The organism is Thiomicrospira sp. R3, assembly GCF_029581415.1.
Lineage (GTDB): Bacteria > Pseudomonadota > Gammaproteobacteria > Thiomicrospirales > Thiomicrospiraceae > Thiomicrospira.
The window spans coordinates 919226-937818 of record NZ_CP121121.1 but is presented as its reverse complement, the minus strand read 5'-3'; the positions used below and the strand labels follow the sequence as shown (position 1 = coordinate 937818).

14 protein-coding genes and 1 pseudogene are annotated in these 18593 nt (G+C 45.5%); 5 read left to right on the top strand and 10 right to left on the bottom strand.

What is annotated here, in order from left to right:
* Nucleotides 1-63: 63 nt before the first annotated feature.
* From P8S55_RS04705 to hemC, 3 genes and pseudogenes are all read right to left on the bottom strand, one after another.
* Complete coding sequence (locus P8S55_RS04705; protein ID WP_289225125.1) at nt 64-948, bottom strand: HNH endonuclease; 885 nt, start codon at nt 946-948, stop codon at nt 64-66.
* Between the two features lie 9 nt (nt 949-957).
* Nucleotides 958-1274: pseudogene (locus P8S55_RS04700) on the bottom strand (RRXRR domain-containing protein); the annotation flags it as partial.
* Nucleotides 1275-1596: 322 nt separating this feature from the next.
* A complete protein-coding gene (gene hemC, locus P8S55_RS04695; RefSeq protein WP_289225123.1) occupies nt 1597-2526 on the bottom strand; it encodes a hydroxymethylbilane synthase in 930 nt (309 codons plus the stop codon).
* 141 nt (nt 2527-2667) lie between these two features.
* On the opposite strand from hemC, the gene P8S55_RS04690 reads away from it, so the two are divergent.
* Genes P8S55_RS04690 through argH form a run of 3 tightly spaced genes read left to right on the top strand, consistent with a single transcriptional unit; the run spans nt 2668 to nt 5182 of the window.
* Nucleotides 2668-3201, top strand: coding sequence for a thioredoxin family protein (locus tag P8S55_RS04690; protein WP_289225122.1), 534 nt, complete (start codon nt 2668-2670; stop codon nt 3199-3201).
* A gap of 14 nt (nt 3202-3215) precedes the next feature.
* Entirely contained in the window at nt 3216-3761 is a 546-nt protein-coding gene (locus P8S55_RS04685) for a thioredoxin family protein (protein WP_289225121.1), read from the top strand.
* Between the two features lie 26 nt (nt 3762-3787).
* Entirely contained in the window at nt 3788-5182 is a 1395-nt protein-coding gene (gene argH / locus P8S55_RS04680) for an argininosuccinate lyase (RefSeq protein WP_289225120.1), read from the top strand.
* 83 nt (nt 5183-5265) lie between these two features.
* Here the strand turns inward: argH and P8S55_RS04675 are convergent, their stop codons facing one another.
* From P8S55_RS04675 to P8S55_RS04655, 5 genes are all read right to left on the bottom strand, one after another.
* On the bottom strand, nt 5266-7638 hold the full coding sequence (locus P8S55_RS04675; protein WP_289225119.1) for an invasin domain 3-containing protein: 2373 nt from the start codon (nt 7636-7638) through the stop codon (nt 5266-5268).
* A 68-nt stretch (nt 7639-7706) separates the two neighbouring features.
* Complete coding sequence (locus tag P8S55_RS04670) at nt 7707-7970, bottom strand: hypothetical protein (RefSeq protein ID WP_289225118.1); 264 nt, start codon at nt 7968-7970, stop codon at nt 7707-7709.
* A 16-nt stretch (nt 7971-7986) separates the two neighbouring features.
* On the bottom strand, nt 7987-9798 hold the full coding sequence (locus P8S55_RS04665) for a Na/Pi cotransporter family protein (protein WP_289225117.1): 1812 nt from the start codon (nt 9796-9798) through the stop codon (nt 7987-7989).
* A gap of 32 nt (nt 9799-9830) precedes the next feature.
* Nucleotides 9831-11963, bottom strand: coding sequence for an AMP-binding protein (locus P8S55_RS04660; RefSeq protein WP_289225116.1), 2133 nt, complete (start codon nt 11961-11963; stop codon nt 9831-9833).
* A 96-nt stretch (nt 11964-12059) separates the two neighbouring features.
* Nucleotides 12060-13397, bottom strand: coding sequence for an MFS transporter (locus P8S55_RS04655; protein ID WP_289225115.1), 1338 nt, complete (start codon nt 13395-13397; stop codon nt 12060-12062).
* A gap of 168 nt (nt 13398-13565) precedes the next feature.
* On the opposite strand from P8S55_RS04655, the gene P8S55_RS04650 reads away from it, so the two are divergent.
* Nucleotides 13566-14618 carry a linear amide C-N hydrolase gene (locus P8S55_RS04650; protein WP_289225114.1) on the top strand — a complete coding sequence of 351 codons (1053 nt, stop codon included), beginning with the start codon at nt 13566-13568 and terminating at the stop codon, nt 14616-14618.
* 11 nt (nt 14619-14629) lie between these two features.
* On the opposite strand, the gene P8S55_RS04645 is transcribed toward P8S55_RS04650, so the two are convergent.
* Nucleotides 14630-14815 carry a CPXCG motif-containing cysteine-rich protein gene (locus P8S55_RS04645; RefSeq protein WP_289225113.1) on the bottom strand — a complete coding sequence of 62 codons (186 nt, stop codon included), beginning with the start codon at nt 14813-14815 and terminating at the stop codon, nt 14630-14632.
* Between the two features lie 77 nt (nt 14816-14892).
* Nucleotides 14893-15735: a DUF2189 domain-containing protein gene (locus P8S55_RS04640; protein ID WP_289225112.1), complete on the bottom strand. Its 843-nt coding sequence runs from the start codon at nt 15733-15735 to the stop codon at nt 14893-14895.
* Between the two features lie 411 nt (nt 15736-16146).
* Between P8S55_RS04640 and gyrB the strand changes: the two genes are divergently transcribed.
* Complete coding sequence (gyrB, locus tag P8S55_RS04635) at nt 16147-18582, top strand: DNA topoisomerase (ATP-hydrolyzing) subunit B (RefSeq protein WP_289225111.1); 2436 nt, start codon at nt 16147-16149, stop codon at nt 18580-18582.
* Nucleotides 18583-18593: the final 11 nt, after the last annotated feature.

Genomic DNA, 18593 nt, shown 5'->3' with positions numbered 1-18593 from the left:
AGTTCATCTGGTTTTTGCGCGAGAGACACCGGGGTTTAGCCCGGTGAGGGATAGCGCCGGCCGTTAGGCCGCCTGTTTCTCGCGTTCTCCGTGAGTAAGTGCTATCGTTGTTAAATTAAAGCCATAACCGCTACCACGTTGGATTAACGTGCAGTGTTTGTGACTAATACCCTGAACCAAACCGTTGGCGGCTTGGATGTTAAACCTTCCGCTGGCACGAATTGCCACACGGCCTGAGTAAATGCCTTGCTTTTTCCCACTGGGAACCACCGCCTTAACCTGATCGCCTGTCTGAAAGCCATGCACCGCTTTTTGGCGCATCAAGTAACCGCGTGGAAAGCCATACTTGTTCAGTCGTGTACGCTGATAACTCCCACGTCCGGTGCATTTAATACCCAAAACCGGTTTAACCCAGTTTTTAACCGGTTTTAAATCTTCGCCAACACAGACCGCATCCAGCGCATGATGCTTGGGAATGCCTTGCTGTTTGCGATTAAACTTGGTCATCGCACCCGTTCCGGTATAGACCGATACGGTGGTTTTAGCCAACACCAGAAGTTCATGCAGCAAAGCGTTACGCGTGGTATTAACCGCCGCCGCGTCTTTGAGTCCTGTCCACTTGCCCTTAAGGGTTTTCTCAATCCCGATGGCACGGGCTTTATCCAGCTTGGATATGCCCAACAACCGTTTCCACTCTGAAAGCCGATGGTTGCCTTTCGCCTCATTACAGCTACGACACGCGATGACCAAGTTTTTAACGCTGTGGCTGCCACCTTTTGAGCGAGGCTGGACGTGTTCCACCTCAAGCCTGTTGTTACCGCTTACTCCGTTGCAATACGCGCAGGTATGCTTGTGCTTGGTCAGCAGGTATTCCTTAACTTCAAACCCAAACAGTGTACCTTGTTGGTATTCGATACCGGAGATGTCGCCATTGAGCATCTTTTGCATATCAAACTTCACCCGCTCCATGCCAATGTCCGATACCAAAGCTGATTACGGCGACGGCGGCGCATGGCGCGTCGTGCGGTAAGCTGTTCACTAATCTGATGACTGCGGTGGTGAATCACACTTAACCACAATACCTTTAAATCCAGCTTGGATTCCAGTACAACCGCCATCCCCGTTTGCTTTGAGCCGGGATCGATTTTGACATGCACGGACTGACACACACCCGCTACCCGGTCTTTTAACCGAATAGTAAACGGCGTCATCAAATGCACCACCGCACGACCCCGCGAAAGCAGTAGCCTTGCGCGTTTCTCTGAGCACGGCATTAACGGCTTCTTGTTTTTTGCTAATACAAATACCGACATACGGTATTCTCCAAATTATTCCCCCTACGGGGCTAGTAACGTGCCTTTCGGCATCTCCCTTCGAGATTGACGATAACCGGCTCCCACCGAGGTGGCGACATCAAGATTCGGCACTTACCCTATGCCCGCATTCTCAACACCTTTTAGAGCAGTGGGCTAAGGAAGCACCCACTGGTAAGTCTTAACGACCCGTTATCGTCTGCTGCTTAATCTAAGATTTAGCCCTCTGGTCAACTAGGCTTTTACAAGCCTCGCCTTTCAAGGCGGGGTTGTTGACTGAAGTTTATTGATCAGCGTAAAGCTTTTGTAAAATCTCGCGTCCACCACTGTCCAGTAACGCTTGTCCAATTTGACGCCCCATCGCTTCGGCCTCATTCACTGGCGCACGACCCTCCTTACGAATAATACGTGAGCCATCGGTTTCAGCCACTAAACCACGCAACCAAACTTCACCACCCTCAAGCAACGCAAAGCCACCAATCGGCACCTGGCAACCGCCATCAAGTGCGTGATTCATCGCACGCTCGGTTTTAACCACAATTTCGGTGTCCTCATGATTTAACACCGAAATGAGGGCTTGGGTTTCGGTGTCACCGGCTAGGGTTTCAATACCGAGTGCTCCTTGAGCAACAGCTGGCAAACACAACTCAGGCGCCATACGAGCGCGAATACGATCATGTAATTCTAAACGCTCTAGGCCTGAGGTGGCGAGAATAATCGCATCATATTCACCCGCATCCAACTTACCTAAGCGTGTACCTACATTACCACGCAGAAAACGCACCTCTAAATCAGGGCGTAAGGCTTGAAACTGCGCTTGGCGACGTAGACTCGACGTGCCTAAAATGGCACCCTGCGGCAACGCATCAAGATTGGCATAATTATTTGATACAAATGCATCGGTAGGATCATGACGCTTCATAATAGCACTAAGCGCAAACCCCTCTGGCAACACCATCGGCACATCTTTCATCGAATGTACCGCCAAATCGGCCTCACCTGCCAACATACGATCTTCCAGTTCTTTGGTAAACAAGCCTTTGCCACCAATTTTGGCTAAAGGCACATCTAAAATCTTATCACCTTTAGTACTCATCGGAGCTAATTCGACAAGCAGGCCTGGATGAGCTTTTTCTAATTCAGCTTTTACAAATTCGGCTTGCCATAAGGCAAGCGGGCTTTTACGGGTTGCAATCGTTAACTTTGTTTTCATTCTGGATTCCTATTACTATTAACCTTACATTTTACTCAAATGTCGCCACAAGTTTTGGTTAAAATAAGTTTTGAGTAAAATATCAATCTTATACAAGAAGGCTTATAAAGCCTCTACAGATAAACTTCAGGAGTGACAAACATGAAAAAACCTATTGCGTTCATTGGACTTTCTTTGTTTTTAATTTTCGCTAGCTTCCAACATAAGGCGCAGGCAAACTTGGCAGAACTAACTGATTTTCATTGGGTATCCCAGCAGGCACGTGCGCAGAATATACCCATTATGCTGATGTTTACCGGTCCCCATTGTGAGTTTTGCTCGCAACTTGAACGAACCGTTTTTAACCCCATGATTCGTGGCGGTATGTATGAGGGTTATGCTTTGTATATGCGAAAGGTTAGTGAACTTCATCAAGAAATTCGCTTCAATGCGGATGAACGCATTACCAAGGGCAATATGATGCGTATGTATCGCGCAGATGTAACGCCCACCGTGATATTCGTGGACCCTAATGGTATTCCCGTCGCCGAACCGATGATTGGCTCCATGGAGATTCAACTTTACCTGGGCATGGTTCACCAACGCTTAAACCAAGCCTATGAGCGCATGGGGAATCCGATGCGCCTACCGGTTAACCCAGATCAAATGCGCCGACCTTTAAACGATGCCAATTAATGGATGCCAAATAGATGAAAAAACAGGGACTATGGTTAGGTATTGTATTGTTTATACTTATGGGATGTAGTGATCAACTCGCCCATGCCAATAAACTTCAAGAAATGGACGACTTTCACCAGGTCGCCCAGCAAGCCGACGCCCAAAACATTCCCATTATGATTATGTTTAGCGCTGAGCATTGCCGATTCTGCCACCAACTCGAACGTGAAGTACTTAACCCAATGATTCGAGGTGGCTTATATGATGGCTATGCGATGATGATGCGCAAGGTTGATACGGATTTAAACTCACAAATAAAATTTTCTGATAATGAATCCCTTTCAAAACGCAATTTCGCTAGAATGTACCGTGCGCATGTCACGCCCACCGTTATTTTTGTAGATGCCAGCGGCAAACCAGTAGCCGAACCGCTTGTTGGCACGATAGATGTTCAACTTTACGCAAGTTTGATTCACCAACGATTAAACCAAGCTTACGAGCGCATGGAGAATCCAATGCGCCTACCGGTGAACCCAGATCAAATGCGCCGCCCTTTAGCGCAATTTACCCCAAATTAATTAACGCCAACTTATTAAGGTTTGCTATGACTCAAAACATTAACCAAGAAAAACTCTCCAGTGGTCGCTTTACCGAGTCCACCGACGCTTTTGTAGAGGAATTTACTGCATCGATTCAATTTGACCACCGGATGTATGCGCAAGATATTCAAGGCTCGATTGCCCATGCACGCATGCTCTATAAAGTCGGCATTTTAAACGCCAAAGAAGAAGACGCGATTATCAAGGGCTTGAAACATATCCAACAAGAAATTGAAAACGGCGAAATTCGCTGGTCGATCAAACAAGAAGATATTCATATGAATATCGAATCACGCTTAACCCAAATGATTGGCGTCACAGGCAAAAAACTCCACACGGGGCGATCACGCAATGATCAAGTAGCCACCGATATTCGCTTGTATTTACGAGATGAAATTGACTTTATTTTGACCGAACTCAAACGCTTGCAACAAGGCATTGTTTTGGTTGCCGAACGCGAAGCCGACACGATTATGCCCGGCTTTACCCATTTACAAACCGCCCAACCGGTCACCTTTGGTCACCATATGATGGCTTGGTACGAAATGCTGGTACGTGATGTCGAGCGTTTAGAAGATTGCCGCAAACGCGTCAATACCTTGCCATTAGGCTCAGCGGCCTTAGCGGGCACCACCTACCCAATAGACCGTGAGTACACCGCCCAATTACTTGGCTTTGAGCGCATCAGTCAGAACTCACTAGACGGCGTATCGGATCGTGATTTTGCGATCGAGTTTACCGCTTGGGCCGCCACCTTACTCATGCACATGTCGCGTTTTTCAGAAGAACTTGTTCTTTGGTCATCGGCACAATTTCAGTTTATAGATTTACCAGATCGTTTTTGCACCGGCTCATCGATTATGCCGCAAAAGAAAAACCCCGATGTGCCAGAATTGGTGCGTGGTAAATCAGGACGCGTCTATGGTCATTTGATTAGCCTTCTTACACTAATGAAGTCACAACCCCTCGCCTATAACAAAGACAACCAAGAAGACAAAGAGCCATTATTTGATACCGTGGATACCGTTCGCGGTTGTTTACGCGCCTTTGCTGACATGATTCCAGCGATGCAGGTCAAACGCGAGATTACCTATCAAGCCGCTAAGCGCGGCTTTTCCACCGCTACGGATTTAGCCGATTACTTGGTGCGCCAAGGCATGGCATTTCGTGATGCCCATGAGGTAGTTGGCCTAGCGGTCGCACATGGCGTGAAAACCGGATTAGACCTGTCAGAAATGTCACTCGAGACCTTACAAGGCTTTAGCGATAAGATTAACCAAGATGTATTTGAAGTATTAACCCTAGAAGGCTCGGTTTCGGCACGTAATCATCTAGGCGGCACCGCACCGGAGCAAGTAAAAAAGCAAGTCACACAGGCTAAATACGTTTTACAAAATTAAGCTTGCCTAACCTCTAATACTAATAACTTAAATCCAAATAATAGCGTTCAACTCTAATAGATGAACGCTGATACAACCATATATTATTCGAATTCAATCTCAACTCGGCTATTTACACCATCAACCGTTGCTGAAACAATCGCTGTACCTGATGTAGCTCCTCTTTTTAAATAAAGTATCACTCGCCCTAGTGTATTTGTAGTAAGTGTAACAGGCTGAGCTTGTGCAGTGTTATCGTCTTCATTAAGCAGCAACTCTCCAATATCAGAACTAATACGCAACGGTTTATTTACTGCAGGGTTCCCAAGGGTATTTAAGGCCAGAATTTCAATACGAGTTATCTCTCCATCAAGATAAAGCGTACTATTTAGAGGGTTAATTTCAATGCTTTGAACTAACTCAGCACCGACATCTTCATATAAGATAGACCCTATAAGGGTTGGATATTGCTCTACTGAAACATTACCAGTACCTGGTGAATCAGATCTTACACGAAAAACGACCTTACCTGACTCTGTTACTTGTGGATTGCTGGTAAACAAAGATCCGTTATCTAGATTAAGAATAGCTTGAATACCATCTTGTACAGGGTTTCCAAACTGATCTCTAAAATAAACCGTTACAACACTCTCACTTAATGAGTTAGCAGGTATATTCGCAGGGTTTAAATCAATACTGGATTGACTCTCATCAACAGCTCCTGGTGTAAATTCTATTGAGGTACCTTGAGTAAGACCATCAACACTCGCTAAGAGCCTGGCCGTTCCAGTGGTATTGGCACTGCGCACATAGATGACACCTTCACCTTGTGTATTGGTGTTTTGGGTGTGTGGTTGACTTTGTGGGTTGGTGTTGGCTAGCGCATCGGCTTCGTTGCTAAATAGTTCTCCACTGCTTAGGCTTAGACGCAGGGGTTTGTTAACCGCAGGCTGATTGGCGCTGTTTGTTGCTCTTAGATCAACTCGGGTGACTTGTCCGCCTACTTCTAGGCTTGTGTTGAGGGGAGTTAGGGTTATAGCGTTCACCGGTAGAACATCCGCGGCTTCATATGTTAGTGTCGCACTAAGGCTTGGGTAGCCCTCTATTGAAAGATTTCCTGTACCTGCATTTTGCGGTGAGCGAACTTTGAAGATGGCGCGTCCATTTTGGGTGGTTTGTGGGTTTGCACTACTTATACTGCCGTTGTTTAGGTTGAGTGTCAGCGCTAATCCATTGCCTAACCGGTTAGCGTATTGATCTCTTAGTGTAATTGTGACTTCAGTTTCACTTACGCCATCCGCTGTTAAATTCGCAGGGTTTAAATCAATACTGGATTGACTCTCATCAACAGCTCCTGGTGTAAATTCTATTGAGGTACCTTGAGTAAGACCATCAACACTCGCTAAGAGCCTGGCCGTTCCAGTGGTATTGGCACTGCGCACATAGATGACACCTTCACCTTGTGTATTGGTGTTTTGGGTGTGTGGTTGACTTTGTGGGTTGGTGTTGGCTAGCGCATCGGCTTCGTTGCTAAATAGTTCTCCACTGCTTAGGCTTAGACGCAGGGGTTTGTTAACCGCAGGCTGATTGGCGCTGTTTGTTGCTCTTAGATCAACTCGGGTGACTTGTCCGCCTACTTCTAGGCTTGTGTTGAGGGGAGTTAGGGTTATAGCGTTCACCGGTAGAACATCCGCGGCTTCATATGTTAGTGTCGCACTAAGGCTTGGGTAGCCCTCTATTGAAAGATTTCCTGTACCTGCATTTTGCGGTGAGCGAACTTTGAAGATGGCGCGTCCATTTTGGGTGGTTTGTGGGTTTGCACTACTTATACTGCCGTTGTTTAGGTTGAGTGTCAGCGCTAATCCATTGCCTAACCGGTTAGCGTATTGATCTCTTAGTGTAATTGTGACTTCAGTTTCACTTACGCCATCCGCTGTTAAATTCGCAGGGTTTAAATCAATACTGGATTGACTCTCATCAACAGCTCCTGGTGTAAATTCTATTGAGGTAGTTTGATTAACTCCATCAACACTCGCTAAGAGCCTGGCCGTTCCAGTGGTATTGGCACTGCGCACATAGATGACACCTTCACCTTGTGTATTGGTGTTTTGGGTGTGTGGTTGACTTTGTGGGTTGGTGTTGGCTAGCGCATCGGCTTCGTTGCTAAATAGTTCTCCACTGCTTAGGCTTAGACGCAGGGGTTTGTTAACCGCAGGCTGATTGGCGCTGTTTGTTGCTCTCAGATCAACTCGGGTGACTTGTCCGCCTACTTCTAGGCTTGTGTTGAGGGGAGTTAGGGTTATAGCGTTTACGAGGAGGTTTTCACTGTTACTTATTTCATCATCGCTGGAGTCTGTGTTTTCGTCAGGTAATGGCAAAGATGGTTGGGAAGGCGATGTGCCTGATCGTTGATTAGCTAAGTCTTCATCTGCACCATTACAGCCTACTAGGACAAATAGCACAATAAAAAGGGGCATTAATATTTTTTTGATCATTGTATTGTCTCGGTTTTTTGACCTAAAAACAGGCCTGGTTGTGTGAAAACTTAAGCTTTATTCTGCGATTGCGCTCTGAGCTCTAGCAAACGAGCCTTGCCTTTGGCACGCTGGGCGGCGGTGACGTCGAGTTGGTTTTGGATGGTTTGCTTGGTTTGCTCATCCGTTGCCTGTTCGAGTTCGCTGCGTAATTTTTGTTCTTTTTGCTTGAGTCCCTTAAGCACTTCGCGCAGGGATTTAATTGTCTTTTTACACTCTCGTTTTTCTGAATCAAGTAATAAACCGAGTTTTTCTAGCATTTTTTTCAGTTTCATCTTTCGCTCCTAGGGCTTAGGCTTTTGTTTGGTTTTGCGCTGTGTCTGTTGCTAATTGTTCAATCTCATGACCGCTTAGGGTCAAGTCTTGGTTTGATTTAACGTTCGATTCAATTAATATCACTTGTAATGCATCTATTAGATTACGAACTAGTTCAACGCTGTAGCCTTCGTCGTTCATAATCGATGTCGCAATAGCCGATTGAATTCGACGATGACGGATTTTGTCATCCAGTTGTGAAATCAGTTGACGCGATGATTTTTCAAGCTCTAGTTTTAGCGCATCCATAGACAAGGGAATCACCTCATCGGGATCCTTGCGCACCACTTGCAATGCGCGAAGGAGTTTGGCAATCATTAAGCGCATTGCATCATATTCTTCACGAATCGCTAAATTAGCGGATACGCCGTGTTTACTGAGGTTTTTATGCAGGTGTTTCATCGCTTTTACTGATTCCACCACATCACGGCTCGCCTGACGCAAAATATAGAGTTCTTCAGACGCTTCGGGGGTTAATTCACGCATTTGCGCTTGACCGATAAAATCCACAATTTCATTATGCAGGCTTTTGATTTTATTTTCATAATTATCGTCTAAATCCAGCGGCATAATTCGGCGCGTGTATTTCACCGCATCTTCTAGCGACTCATCAGATTCAATCACCGCACGACGCAAGCTAATGCCGTGTGCAAGGATGCCATAGGCATTGTCAAAAAGGTGCGCCACCTCTTGACGCACCGCACTCACTGCGGTAGCGGGGGTTTCCAAGGCTTGAGGGTAGAGGTATAGCGGTTGCTCGGAGGATTCGGGTTTGAAATTAACACGCTTGATCAATTCCGCTTCAAGACGATTAACAAACGGCCAAAGTAAAATCACACCCAATAGGTTAAACAGCGTGTGAAACAAGGCTAATTTTAATAAATAGCTATCATCGGCGATGCCTAAAAACGAAGCTAAATAATCAACCAGCCAAACAAATTGGTTGATAAAAATAATCGTGACAGCAGCGGTTAAAATATTAAAGCTAAGGTGCGCAAACGCCAAGCGCTTGCCCCAAATATTGGAGGCAACCCCGCCCAATAAGGCGGTAATGGTACTGCCTAGGTTTGCGCCAATCGCTAGCGCCAACGCATTTTCATAGGTAACTTGACCGGTTGCTAGTGCGGCAATCGTGATCAACAAAGTTGCATGGCTTGATTGCATGATGGTGGTTATTGCCATCCCAATTAAGGTGAATAGCAATACCCCAACCAGGCCTGGTACCGCATAAGCGGTTAAATCAAAGCCAGATTGAAAAGCTTCAAAGCCGATTTTCATGTAGTGAATGCCGAGGAATAAAAACGCCACCCCCATTAAAATCGAACCGATGCCTTTATAGACTTTATTTTTTTGAAACAGTAACACCACCCCAAACACCAACATCGGCATCGCATAACTGGCGATATCGACTTTTAAACCAAAGCCGGCAATCAACCAAGCGCCGGTGGTGGTGCCGATATTCGCCCCCATAATAATGCCGATACCTGCCGCCAATGTAATCATTTGCGCGCCGACAAACGAAATGGTAATTAAAGACACCAAACTGCTGGATTGCATCAAGGTAGTGGCCACCATACCAAAGCTAAAACTTTTCCATTGGTGGCTGGTGGATTTGCGCAACACTGTTTCCAAAGCACCGCCGGTAAAAGCTTTAAAGCCCTCCTCCAATAAAATCATGCCAAACATAAACAACGCAATGCCGGCGGCGACGTCTTTAAAATCAGGACTGACCCAGAAACCATAAGCGAGTAATACAAGAATCGTTGGCAGCAGTACTTTTTTTAGCATCTATTCTCTCTCTAATACTATCTCAACTAAACTTAAGAGCTAGCCAGTTGATCGACTGCTGGATAGTTTACCTTACCTGTGCCCAATAAAGGAATCTGCTCAACAAATAAAATCGTTTTGGGTACGGCCAATTCGCTTAAACCGGCTAAACGAATCGCTTGAGACACTTGCTGTTTGTTAAGATGCGTATCATCGGTCACAAGCACAATTCGCTCACCTTTTAGCTCATCAGGTAAGCGCACCGCGACCGCTTGGCCTTGATGACATACGCGGGCAACCGCGGCTTCTATTGCTGATAAAGACACCATTTCACCGGCAATTTTGGCGAAGCGTTTGGCGCGCCCTTGAATCGTGATGAAGCCTTGCGCGTTGATGGTGACGATATCCCCCGTGTCGTACCAACCATCTTCAATCGGCACGAGTACACCCGGATTAGCGGTTTTAAAATAACCCAGCATCACATTTGGGCCTTTGACCCAAAGCTGCCCGCCTTCAACCAGGCCTGCTACGGGTTCCAGCCGATATTCCATCCCCGCCACCAGCTGGCCGACCGTGCCATGCTGACACATCTGCGGGATATTGACCGCCAATACGGGTGCCGTTTCGGTCACGCCATAGCCTTCAAAAATAGGTTTATGAAATTTATCACTATACAACTGGCGGGTTTCAGGTTTTAGTTTTTCTGCTCCCGCGACCAGTGCATCAATGCTATAAAAGTCATAGGGATCGGCTTTTTTGGCATAACCCCGATAAAAACTATCGGTGGCAAAAAACAACCGCGCATTGGTTTGATAAATTCGCTCGGGAATAATGGAATAATGCAGCGGCGATGGATGCAACTCGACCCGCGCACCTTTTAACAGCGGCCACAATAACCCAGCGGTTAAGCCAAAACTATGAAAAGTGGGCAAGGCATTAAACACCGGATCACCCGGTAGCAGGCTAAACATCGCGCTGACTTGCTCGATATTCGCCACAATGTTAGCGTGCGACAATAATACAGCCTTAGGTGTGCCTTCAGAACCCGAGGTAAACAACACCACAGCCGGCTTTTGCGGATCTACAACCCGACCTGGTAGGGCTTTAACCGAACGACTCAGCGCCTTAAGCTTTAAACTGAGGTCAATCTGCTCACGCAAGTCTTCCAAATATACCAGCTCAACCTGCTCGGCTAATTTTTGCGCTACGCGCTCCAAACCCGCTAACTCAATAAACTTTCGCGAGGTTAAAATGGTTTTTAATTGCGCTGTTTCACAGGCGGAACGCAAGGCGGCCTCACCGGCAGTAAAGTTCAACAACGCTGGCACACGCCCATACGCCTGCAACGCAAAAAACACCGCCACCATCCCCGCCACATTCGGCAACATCACGCCAACATAGGTTTGATTAGGCAGGCTTTGATCTAGTTTCAACCCCAAGACTCTGGCGGCTAATACCAGCTTTTTTAAACCTAATTGATTGCCTTGTGCATCGGCAATCGAGCAGGCCTGGTAACCAAACTGCTGTTTGGCATCGAGTAAGGCTTGGGTTAAATTTTTAGGTTGGTAGCGCGCATAAAACTGGCTGTCGCGCATCAGCAGGTAAATCGCTGATTTAAGCTGCGCATGACGCGCATGACCTTTTAATTCAGCGGGAATGTTAAGTGACTGAGGCGGCAAAATCGTGAGGGTAATTTTAGGAAACCAACGACGCGGCGTCCAGCGCACGCGCCCATCTAGATAAGAAAACCGACTAAGATGTGCATTTTCAATCTGCACTGGCAAAATCATCGCGCCGGCTTTGTCCGCCACTAAGCCGGTACCTTCATACACCTTCATCAAGCCGCCAGTGGTACTAATGCGCCCTTCTGGAAAAATCATGCCTTGTTTACCGGCTCTTAATGCCTCAATCATGTGCTTGGCGGCCAGCGGGCTTTGCATATCAACTACAATAAAATCCGCCAGCTTTAACAACCAACGCTTCCAACCGCCAGTATGGTCCGTATGAATCATAAAGGTGGTGCGCCCCGGCACAAATAAGTCAATCAAAGGCCCATCCAGCAACGATTGGTGGTTCGCCACGATTAGCATAGGTGTTTGGCTTTGATCCACTTTTGTATAGTGCTCCAGCCCTCGCACCTCTACCCGCCACAACAGCTTAAACAACCACCTTGCTAGTGTTTTCATCTCGCCCCCTCAATGTGTTTAGTGGCTAAATCTGCATTTAGAAAAATGCACTTTACTAAAAAAACCGAATGAGTAAAATCGATTTAAGTTATATCTTTAGCCATCCTGATGTAACACGACACGTTTGCGCCAATGCCATTCAATCATCGCCATTAATAATATCGCTACAACCAGGCCTGCTGCAACTTGTAACCAATTTAAGCCGATGCTATAACCAAGCATAATCAATATTGCCGATCCAACCATAAACAAGGCGTTCATTACATTATTCAATGCAAAAGCTTGGGCTCTTTCTTCATCGGCGACTTGACGTTGTAGCTGGGTATAGAGCGGTACCGCATAGGCACCCGCCAAGATGGCTAATAACAGCAAATCAAACATCACCCGATTGCCCGGCCATTGAGTTAAATACTCAGTCAAGCTGAGCAAATTGGTTTGCACAGGCACTTGTGAGCTTGCCCAAATTGCATCCAGCAGCGCCAGCGCCATTAAAACCAACAGAAAAGGTTGATAACGCAATTGCGTGCGGCCTTTTAGATGGCGGTTAATCGCCCAAGCACCTAACGCAAAACCCAAGGCAAACAACGCCATAAACAACACCGCGACCTGCTCATCGGCATACAGAAAGTCTTTTACCCACAAGGGAAACTGGCTCAGCAACGATGCGCCAATAAACCATAAAACCGAAATCGCCACCACAATATAGCCGCGCCCATCGGCAAAATGATTAAATGTGTTTTTGAAAATTGACAACCAGGCCTGGTTGTTAATTGGCTCATTTTGAATCGATGTTTGAGCAGATATTGGCAGTGAACTTGGCAGAGAACGTGGCTGTAAAATAGCACTATTAAGTGGCACCCAACGGCTAGCTAAGTAGCCGATTAATGCCAGCGCAAGCATTAAACCGCTTAATACTTTAATGCCATCCTCGCTGAGCACCACAAGCCCGCCAATGACCGTGCCGATTAAAATCGCGACAAACGTTGAACCACTAAACCACGCATTAGCTTGCATCAACAATCCTGAAGGAACCTGCTCAGGCAGGATTGAATATTTAATTGGCCCAAAAAACGCCGACTGTACCCCCAGCAAAAACAACACCATCAACATCAAACCAATTTCACCGCTTATTAACGCCAAGGACGCGAGTAACATAATCAACACCTCGGCTAGCTTAATTTTGCGCATTAACCAAACCTTATCCCACCGATCAGCTAAATAACCGCCATAAGGTGAAAACAAGAAAAACGGTAGAATAAATAACCCCGCCGCCAGCGTAATCGTCAAGCCTGCATCGCTATCCACCATAATGCGATAGCTAATCAGCATCACCAATGCGTTTTTAAACAGGTTGTCGTTAAATGCTCCCAAAAACTGCACCACAAACAATGCTAGGAACTTGGGTTGAATAATAAGAGACTGACCTAAACGCATAACATACCTATCTTGATACCTATCTTGGTTAAACGGGGTGGGGAATTTAATGCAAAATTAAATCGCAAAAATCAAATCATGAGGTTACCGTAAATTCAAGCGGTTTACCAGCAAGCCAAACAATGCTAATCTTAGTAAACAAATTATTAACCCTCCGTGAGACCCAATATGAAAAAATTAACTACCGCACTTGCCGCCAGTTTACTCGCGTTTAGTCTTATGCCGCTCACTCAAACCCAAGCCTGCACACGTGTGGTTTACCAAGGGCCCGATAACACGATACTGACCGGCCGCACGATGGATTTCTCTCTCGACATCCCAGCTAACCTGTGGATTTTTCCGCGTGGCATGCAGCGTAATGGCGAAGTCGGTAAAAACTCAGTTCAATGGACATCCCGCTATGGCAGTGTCGTTGCTAGCTCATGGGATATCGCCTCACCCGATGGCATGAATGAAAAAGGCTTGGTTGCCAATCTATTGTGGCTTGTCGAATCCCAATACCCCACATTTGAAAAAGACGGCGATAAACCGGGTTTAACCATTGCCGCTTGGGCACAGTATGCCCTTGATAACTTTGCAACCGTAGCGCAAGCGGTGGAAGAACTCAGTAAACAAGAATTTACCGTTGTCACCGATTTTATACCCGGTACCGATAAATTCACCACGGTTCACCTCTCGCTTTCTGATGCGACGGGCGACAGCGCAATTTTTGAATATATTAATGGTCAATTAGTGGTTCACCACAGCCGAGACTATAACGTCATGACCAATGACCCCGTGTTTGAACAACAACTCGCAATCAAAGGCTACTGGGAAACCATTCCTGGCACCATTATGTTACCTGGCTCCAACCGTGCCGCAGATCGCTTTGTACGTGCATCTTATTACATAGACGCCATCCCCAAAACTACAGATTCCCTCGTATCGGTTGCCAGCGTATTTAGCGTGATTCGCAACGTATCCGTACCCTACGGAATATCCACCCCAGACCAACCGCATATTTCAAACACGCGTTGGCGCGTAGTCGCTGACCATAAACACTTAGTTTATTACTTTGAAAACGTGCTTACACCCAATGTGCTCTGGGTGGATTTGAAAAGCATTGATTTCAGCAAAGGGGCTTCTGTGAAAAAACTCCCCCTCGATCAAGGCGAAATCTATGCTGGCGAAGCCAATAAAGCCTTTGTACCGACTCAACCCTTTGTGTTTCAAGGGCTATAACCACCCAGAGGCTACTCGTCTTCACTGCGTGCTTGAACGACGGGCTCGCCTGTATGCGTTATGCTAACTTGTAAGTGAATCGGCCGACAGCACACAAAGCAATCTTCAATATAATCTTGTTGAGGCTCAGATGGATCAATGACTATTTCAATGACCTCCCAACAATAAGGACATTGAATATATTGCGTATCAAGCATGGTGACTCCCGTGATGAAGGCCTAAAAACAAGAAAACCCAGCATAACTGGGTTTTTTCAAACACTCAAGCTGTAAATTTATTTTTCAGCAGGTATAACCTTAACCAAATCATTAAAGGCATGCCAACTTGCATAACCCAACAATGGCATAATGATTAACATGCCCAAACCTAATGAGAGAATACCTATTGCAACAAGCAACCCGATCACCATCGCCCATGCCGCCATAACGCCTTTATTCTCCATAGAAATTTGGAAGCTAATAATCATCGCTTGAACAGCACCAATATGGTTGTCTTTAAGCAATAAAGGGATAGTAACTACACTGATAGTGAACACAAATGCAGTAAGCGCAATGGCAAGTACACTAAAATATCCCATAAAAATCAACCCTGCATCCGATAGCAAAAACCCTGCTACACCTAAATTAGGGTCTACAATCAACAAGCCCTGAGACTGGACAACTACAGCCGCTAACAAAGGCGTAAAGGTTGCCCAAGCGGCAATAATAACCCCCAAAACAGCGGCATAGAATCCTATATCCCCCGCATTGATTTTCCATGAAATCATTGTTTCAAAAAGACTCGGCTTTTCACCCTCTTCTAACTTTTGCGAGGCATAATACAATCCCGTTGCTAAAAACGGCGACATCATCACCGCTAGCGTTGCAATGGTAAACATATGGATTGGATTATTTTGGAAGAAAAAATATACCAAATAAACTGCAAGAGCCATCACTGAACCATAAAACAGGGTAATAACCGGTAGTTTTGCCATATCTTGCCAGCCGTTGTTTAACCAACGAGGTATATCTGAAAATTGAACATCAGTTGAAATAATATGCTCACCTTCCTCAGTTACATGATCATGAGTTCGAGGTTGATTAAGTATTTTATTAAGATTATTTGAATAAGTTGACATGTCGGACTCCTTTAAGGCTATTAATTGGGTCCTTTCTCTGATCTGGGTGCTGTCATCAGATGATTGTTTGAGCTAAGACCCTATACAAAACATACATAAAACAAGCTTTACAATTTTAATCATACCTACTTTATATTTAATTAAAAATAGAAACTTCTTGCACTGACATAAATCACATTAATAATATCAATGGGTTAATAGCCAAAATCACATTGGGATTTTAAAAAACCAACGCATCTTAGTCTGAACTTCCAAACCAACAGGGCTGTGCTTGACTCGCTACTTTAGTGTTATGTAACACATTATTTTGTGGCTTTAAATGGCGATTAGGCTTTCTAAAACCAACCAAAACGGTTTTAGAAAAATTGTGGTAAAATCATTTGATTATTTTTGTAACCAAAGTCTAAAGCCATGTCAGAAACCAATACCGAACCTAAGCTATACGATTCTTCCTCGATTAAAGTCTTAAAAGGGCTTGATGCTGTCCGTAAACGTCCAGGTATGTATATTGGAGATACTGATGACGGTTCCGGTTTACATCACATGGTATTTGAAGTCGTTGATAATGCGATTGATGAATCCTTGGCTGGTCATTGTGACACTATAAGAGTTATTATTCATACCGATGGCTCGGTATCGGTCACCGACAATGGTCGAGGTATTCCGGTAGATATTCACAATGAAGAAGGCGTTTCAGCGGCTGAAGTGATTATGACCGTACTGCATGCAGGGGGTAAGTTTGACGATAATTCTTACAAGGTATCAGGCGGCCTGCACGGTGTGGGGGTGTCGGTTGTTAACGCGTTATCAGAAGAACTTAACTTAATTATTCATCGTAATGGTAAGGTTTGGAAACAAACCTACCATTTAGGTGTACCTCAAGCGCCTATGATTGCCGTTGCAGACTCGGATAAAACCGGCACGGAAATCCGCTTTAAACCTAGCCCTAAAATTTTTGCAATTACCGAATACAACTTTGATCAATTGCTAAAACGTTTAAGAGAACTATCGTTTTTGAACTCAGGTGTTTATATTGAGCTGATTGATAAACGTGATGATCGCAAACAAATATTCCAATATGAAGGCGGTATTTTGGCGTTTGTTGATTTTATCAATAATAATAAAACCCCGATTAATAATAAAGCGTTCCATTTCACTACTTTTCGCGATGACATTACTGTTGAAGTGGCGATGCAGTGGTCAGAATCTTACCAAGAATCGATTTTTTGTTTTACCAACAACATTCCGCAACGCGATGGTGGTTCGCACTTGTCGGGCTTCCGTGCGGCATTGACACGTACACTCAATAGTTACATTGAAAAAGAAGGTTTACACAAAAAATTCAAAATCAATGTATCCGGTGATGATGCGCGTGAAGGTTTGGCTGCGGTCATTTCTGTTAAAGTACCCGACCCAAAATTCTCCTCACAAACCAAAGACAAGTTGGTTTCTTCTGAGGTAAAAACGGCGGTTGAAACCGCAATGAATGAAAAGCTGGCCGAATACCTGCTAGAAAACCCAAATGAAGCCAAAGCGGTATTTGCTAAAATTGTCGATGCGGCTCGAGCGCGTGAAGCGGCACGAAAAGCGCGAGAAATGACCCGTCGTAAAGGGGCGTTAGATATAGCAGGCTTGCCGGGGAAGCTGGCCGATTGCCAGGAAAAAGATCCGGCACTCAGCGAACTTTATCTAGTGGAGGGTGACTCCGCCGGTGGATCGGCTAAACAAGGTCGTGATCGTCGTCGCCAAGCCATTTTGCCGCTAAAAGGTAAGATTTTAAATGTCGAGCGTGCACGATTTGACAAAATGATTGCCTCTGCAGAGGTGGGAACCCTAATCACCGCTTTGGGCTGTGGCATCGGGCCTGATGAATACAACCTTGCTAAACTACGCTATCATCGCATTATTATTATGACCGATGCCGACGTCGATGGTTCTCACATTCGAACGCTGTTATTGACTTTTTTCTATCGCCAATTACCTGAGTTGATTGAAAATGGCTATATCTATATCGCTCAACCACCGCTTTACAAAGTTAAAAAAGGTAAACAAGAAACCTATCTAAAAGATGATACAGAACTTGAAAATTATCTCCTTAACAGCGCGCTGGATACCTCCGGCGTCTGGGTTTCAGACCAAGGGCCTTGCATTAAAGAAGTGGCACTGGAACAACTTGCGAAACAATTTTTACAAGTAAAGCGAATTATTTCGCGTTTATCGCGTCGCTTTAACCAAACCTACTTAGAACTGTTAACCGATGCCCCAGCCATCAAACTTGAAATGCTTAGTGATTTTGAGGCATTAACCTCATGGGCCAAAGAGCTCGAACCCCGACTCCAAGCCCTTGGTGAAGCACAAAAGGTGACGTTTACCATTAACGTTGAACCTGCCCTAGAAGGTGAGGCAAAGTTCCACCTTCGTTTAGCTCAACGTGAACATGGCACACTAAGCAGTCAAGTCTATGGCGAAGAATTTTTTAGCTCTCCTGAATATGCCGCGATGGCTAAACTAAGCGAAACGCTTCAGGGATTACTGACCGACTCGGCTTATGTTTTTCGGGGAGAAAAACAACAACCCGTTGACTCGTTTAAAGATGCACTCGAATGGTTACTGAGCGAAGCCAAACGCGGTCAGAGTATTCAACGCTATAAGGGTCTAGGTGAAATGAACCCTGAACAGCTTTGGGAAACCACCATGAACCCAGAAACGCGCCGCCTATTACAAGTTAGGGTGCAAGATGCGATTGAAGCCGATCAAGTGTTTACCACGCTAATGGGCGATCATGTCGAACCCCGTCGAGACTTTATCGAGAGCAATGCGTTACGCGCTGAAAATATTGATGTTTAACGATTTATCGT

Bases quoted from the DNA above. Each gene is read 5' to 3' on its own strand.
- P8S55_RS04705 (WP_289225125.1), bottom strand. From the start codon at position 948: ATGCAAAAGATGCTCAATGGCGACATCTCCGGTATCGAATACCAACAA.
- hemC (WP_289225123.1), bottom strand. From the start codon at position 2,526: ATGAAAACAAAGTTAACGATTGCAACCCGTAAAAGCCCGCTTGCCTTA.
- P8S55_RS04690 (WP_289225122.1), top strand. From the start codon at position 2,668: ATGAAAAAACCTATTGCGTTCATTGGACTTTCTTTGTTTTTAATTTTC.
- P8S55_RS04685 (WP_289225121.1), top strand. From the start codon at position 3,216: ATGAAAAAACAGGGACTATGGTTAGGTATTGTATTGTTTATACTTATG.
- argH (WP_289225120.1), top strand. From the start codon at position 3,788: ATGACTCAAAACATTAACCAAGAAAAACTCTCCAGTGGTCGCTTTACC.
- P8S55_RS04675 (WP_289225119.1), bottom strand. From the start codon at position 7,638: ATGCCCCTTTTTATTGTGCTATTTGTCCTAGTAGGCTGTAATGGTGCA.
- P8S55_RS04670 (WP_289225118.1), bottom strand. From the start codon at position 7,970: ATGAAACTGAAAAAAATGCTAGAAAAACTCGGTTTATTACTTGATTCA.
- P8S55_RS04665 (WP_289225117.1), bottom strand. From the start codon at position 9,798: ATGCTAAAAAAAGTACTGCTGCCAACGATTCTTGTATTACTCGCTTAT.
- P8S55_RS04660 (WP_289225116.1), bottom strand. From the start codon at position 11,963: ATGAAAACACTAGCAAGGTGGTTGTTTAAGCTGTTGTGGCGGGTAGAG.
- P8S55_RS04655 (WP_289225115.1), bottom strand. From the start codon at position 13,397: ATGCGTTTAGGTCAGTCTCTTATTATTCAACCCAAGTTCCTAGCATTG.
- P8S55_RS04650 (WP_289225114.1), top strand. From the start codon at position 13,566: ATGAAAAAATTAACTACCGCACTTGCCGCCAGTTTACTCGCGTTTAGT.
- P8S55_RS04645 (WP_289225113.1), bottom strand. From the start codon at position 14,815: ATGCTTGATACGCAATATATTCAATGTCCTTATTGTTGGGAGGTCATT.
- P8S55_RS04640 (WP_289225112.1), bottom strand. From the start codon at position 15,735: ATGTCAACTTATTCAAATAATCTTAATAAAATACTTAATCAACCTCGA.
- gyrB (WP_289225111.1), top strand. From the start codon at position 16,147: ATGTCAGAAACCAATACCGAACCTAAGCTATACGATTCTTCCTCGATT.